3 protein-coding genes and 1 pseudogene are annotated in these 3,390 nt (G+C 65.8%); all 4 read left to right on the top strand.

Features of this window, described 5'->3' with window-relative positions:
• Positions 1-839, top strand: an 839-nt coding sequence (gene argB, locus JHD07_RS28880) for an acetylglutamate kinase (RefSeq protein WP_291628357.1), incomplete at its 5' end; no start/stop codon positions are given.
• A 164-nt stretch (positions 840-1,003) separates the two neighbouring features.
• Positions 1,004-1,990: a DUF1036 domain-containing protein gene (locus JHD07_RS28875; protein ID WP_291628361.1), complete on the top strand. Its 987-nt coding sequence runs from the start codon at positions 1,004-1,006 to the stop codon at positions 1,988-1,990.
• 13 nt (positions 1,991-2,003) lie between these two features.
• On the top strand, positions 2,004-2,693 hold the full coding sequence (locus tag JHD07_RS28870) for a pyrimidine 5'-nucleotidase (RefSeq protein ID WP_291628355.1): 690 nt from the start codon (positions 2,004-2,006) through the stop codon (positions 2,691-2,693).
• A 240-nt stretch (positions 2,694-2,933) separates the two neighbouring features.
• Positions 2,934-3,390 (top strand): annotated as a pseudogene (locus JHD07_RS28865) (2,3,4,5-tetrahydropyridine-2,6-dicarboxylate N-succinyltransferase); the annotation flags it as partial.

Here is a 3,390-nt window from a genome sequence, read left to right as displayed (position 1 = left end):
TGCCGCACATGCAGCAGTATGACGAGGAAACCATCGTCATCAAATATGGCGGCCATGCCATGGGCGACGAGGAGACCGCGAAGAACTTTGCCCGCGACATCGTGCTGCTCGAGCAGACCGCGATCAATCCGGTGGTGGTGCATGGCGGCGGGCCGCAGATCGCGACCATGCTCAAGCGCCTCGGCATCGTCTCCGAATTCGCCGCGGGCCTCCGCATCACCGATGCCGCGACCATCGAGATCGTCGAGATGGTGCTGGCCGGCTCGGTCAACAAGCAGATCGTCGGCTACATCAACGAGGCCGGCGGCAAGGCCGTGGGCCTGTCCGGCAAGGACGGCAACATGGTGAAGGCGTCGAAGACGACGCGCACCATCGTCGATCCCGATTCGAACATCGAGAAGGCCATCGATCTCGGCTTCGTCGGCGACCCCGAGAAGGTCGACCTCACGCTGCTCAACCAGCTGATCGGCTACGAGTTGATCCCGGTTCTGGCGCCGCTCGCGACCTCCAAGGATGGCCAGACGCTGAACGTCAACGCCGACACCTTTGCCGGCGCCGTCGCGGGCGCGCTGAAGGCCAAGCGTCTGTTGCTGCTCACCGACGTGCCCGGCGTGCTCGACAAGTCGAAGAAGCTGATTCCGCAGCTCTCGGTCAAGGACGCACGAAAGCTGATCGCCGACGGCACCATTTCGGGCGGCATGATCCCGAAGGTGGAGACGTGCATCTACGCGCTCGAGCAGGGCGTCGAGGGCGTCGTCATCATCGACGGTAAGATGCAGCATGCGGTGCTGCTCGAGCTCTTCACCAACCAGGGCACGGGCACGCTGATCCACAAGTGATGCGGGAGCGCGCGCAGCGGAAATTGGTCGTCGTGCCCGGGCTTGGCCCGGGCATCCACGGCTCTCCGCGCGCGCCGCTGCACGTGGATGGCCGGGACAAGCCCGGCCATGACGAATGGAGAGAGCGGAGACGGCAACGCCGCTCCCCGCTCACCCGCGTCCTGATGACGCTGCCCGCCGCGGCCGTCTCGTTCCTCTTCTCCTCCGCGCCCGCGATCGCCGATCTCAAGATCTGCAACCGCATGTCCTATGTCGTGGAGGCCGCGATCGGCATCGACGACAAGGCGGCGACCGCGACGCGCGGCTGGTTCAGGATCGATCCCGCCACCTGCCGGGTGGTGGTGCAGGGTACGTTGACGGCCGACCGCATCCTGCTCAACGCCCGCGCCCTCGGCGTCTACGGCGCGTCCCCGATCCCGCAGAACGGCAGCGACATGCTCTGCGTGGCGCAGGACAATTTCGTCATCGCCGCGGCGCGGCAGTGCCGCAGCGGCCAGACCCAGGTTCCGTTCACGCAGGTGACGCCGACCCAAGGCGCGGACGGCAACCTCATTGCCTATCTCGCCGAGAACTCGGAATATGACGACGAGCAGGCGCGCCTCGCCGGCATCCAGCGGCTGCTGGTGATCGCCGGCTACGACGCAGCGCCGATCGACGGCGTCGACGGGCCGAAGACGCAAGCCGCGCTCGCCGCCTTCCTGAAGAGCCGCGGCTTGTCGCCGGACATCGTCAGCTCGCAAAATTTCTTCAAGACCATGGTCGATGCGGTGCAGACGCCGTCCGCCAGCGGTCTCACCTGGTGCAACGACACGCCGCACAAGGTGATGGCGGCGATCGCGACCGACGACGGCAAGTCGGTGACGAGCCGCGGCTGGTATCGCATCGATCCCAGGACCTGCCTGCATCCGGACGTATCGGGGCAGCCGAAGCAGATCTTCAGTTTCGCGGAAGCGGTGGACGCCGACAACCGCGTCGTCAAGCTGAAGGACCGGCCGCTGAACTGGGGCGGCGACAGGCAGCTCTGCACGCGCGAGACCAAGTTCGAGACCAGCGAGCAGGCCGATTGCGGCGCCCGCGGATTTGCCGCGACGGGCTTCATCGCCGTGGACATGTCGAGCGGCGGCAAGACTCTGCGGTTTGCAGTGCCGTGATCGAGAGGATTCGATGAACTTGCCCCGCACTTTCGGCCACGTGGACACCTGGGTGTTCGACCTCGACAACACGCTCTACCCGCATCACGTCAATCTGTGGCAGCAGGTCGATGCGCGGATCGGCGAGTTCGTGTGCAACTGGCTGAACGTCGACCGGGAGGAAGCGCGCAAGATCCAGAAGGACTACTACCTGCGCTTCGGCACCACGATGCGCGGCATGATGACCCTGCACGGCGTCTCCGCCGACGACTACCTCGCCTATGTCCATGAGATCGACCACTCGCCGCTGGAGCCGAACCCGGAGCTCGGCGCGGCCATCGCAAAGCTGCCCGGCCGCAAGCTGATCCTTACCAACGGCTCGGTCGACCATGTCGACGCCGTGCTGGCGCGGCTCGGCTTCGCCGGCCATTTCGACGGCGTGTTCGACATCATCGCCGCCGGGTTCGAGCCGAAGCCGGCGGAGCAGACCTATCGCAAATTCCTCAGCGATCATTCGGTCGATCCGACCAGCGCCGCCATGTTCGAGGACCTCGCCCGCAATCTCACCGTCCCGCACGCGCTCGGCATGACCACCGTGCTGGTGGTGCCCGATGGCACCAAAGAGGTGGTGCGCGAGGACTGGGAGCTGGAGGGCCGGGACGCCGCCCATGTCGACCACGTCACGGATGATCTGGCGGGGTTTTTGGCGGGGCTCTCGCGCTAGGTCCGTAGCCCGGATGAGCGAAGCGACATCCGGGATCGGCGCGGGCGGTCCCGCATGTCGCTTCGCTCATGCGGGCTACGAGCTCCGAGTCTTCGCCAAACGGCTGACTGTGGCTATGGGTCCCGGGCTCGCGCTTCGCGCGCCCCGGGACGACGGCGGAGTTTGCCTTGACTCCTCCCGCCAAATCCCGAAAAAGCGCTCCAATTGATGCGAAACCACGCTTCCCCAGAGGAAATCCCGATGTCCCTTGCAGCCCTCGAATCCACCATCAACAGCGCCTTCGACGCGCGTGACGGCATCTCGACCACGACCAAGGGCGAGGTGCGCGAGGCCGTGGACCAGTCGCTGGAGATCCTGGACAAGGGCGAGGCGCGCGTTGCCGAGCGCGGCACTGATGGCAAGTGGAAGGTCAATCAATGGCTGAAGAAGGCGGTGCTGCTATCCTTCCGCCTCAGCGACATGGGCGTCATTCCCGGCGGTCCCGGCAAGGCAAACTGGTGGGACAAGGTGCCCTCGAAGTTCGAGGGCTGGGGCGAGAACCGGTTTCGCGACGCCGGCTTTCGCGCGGTGCCGGGCGCCATCGTCCGCCGCTCGGCCTTCATCGCCAAGAACGTCGTCCTGATGCCGTCCTTCGTCAATCTCGGCGCTTACGTCGATGAGAGCACGATGGTCGACACCTGGGCCACCGTCGGCTCGT

The organism is Bradyrhizobium sp. (assembly GCF_016462955.1).
GTDB lineage: Bacteria > Pseudomonadota > Alphaproteobacteria > Rhizobiales > Xanthobacteraceae > Bradyrhizobium.
This window is presented reverse-complemented; position numbering and strand designations above follow the sequence as displayed.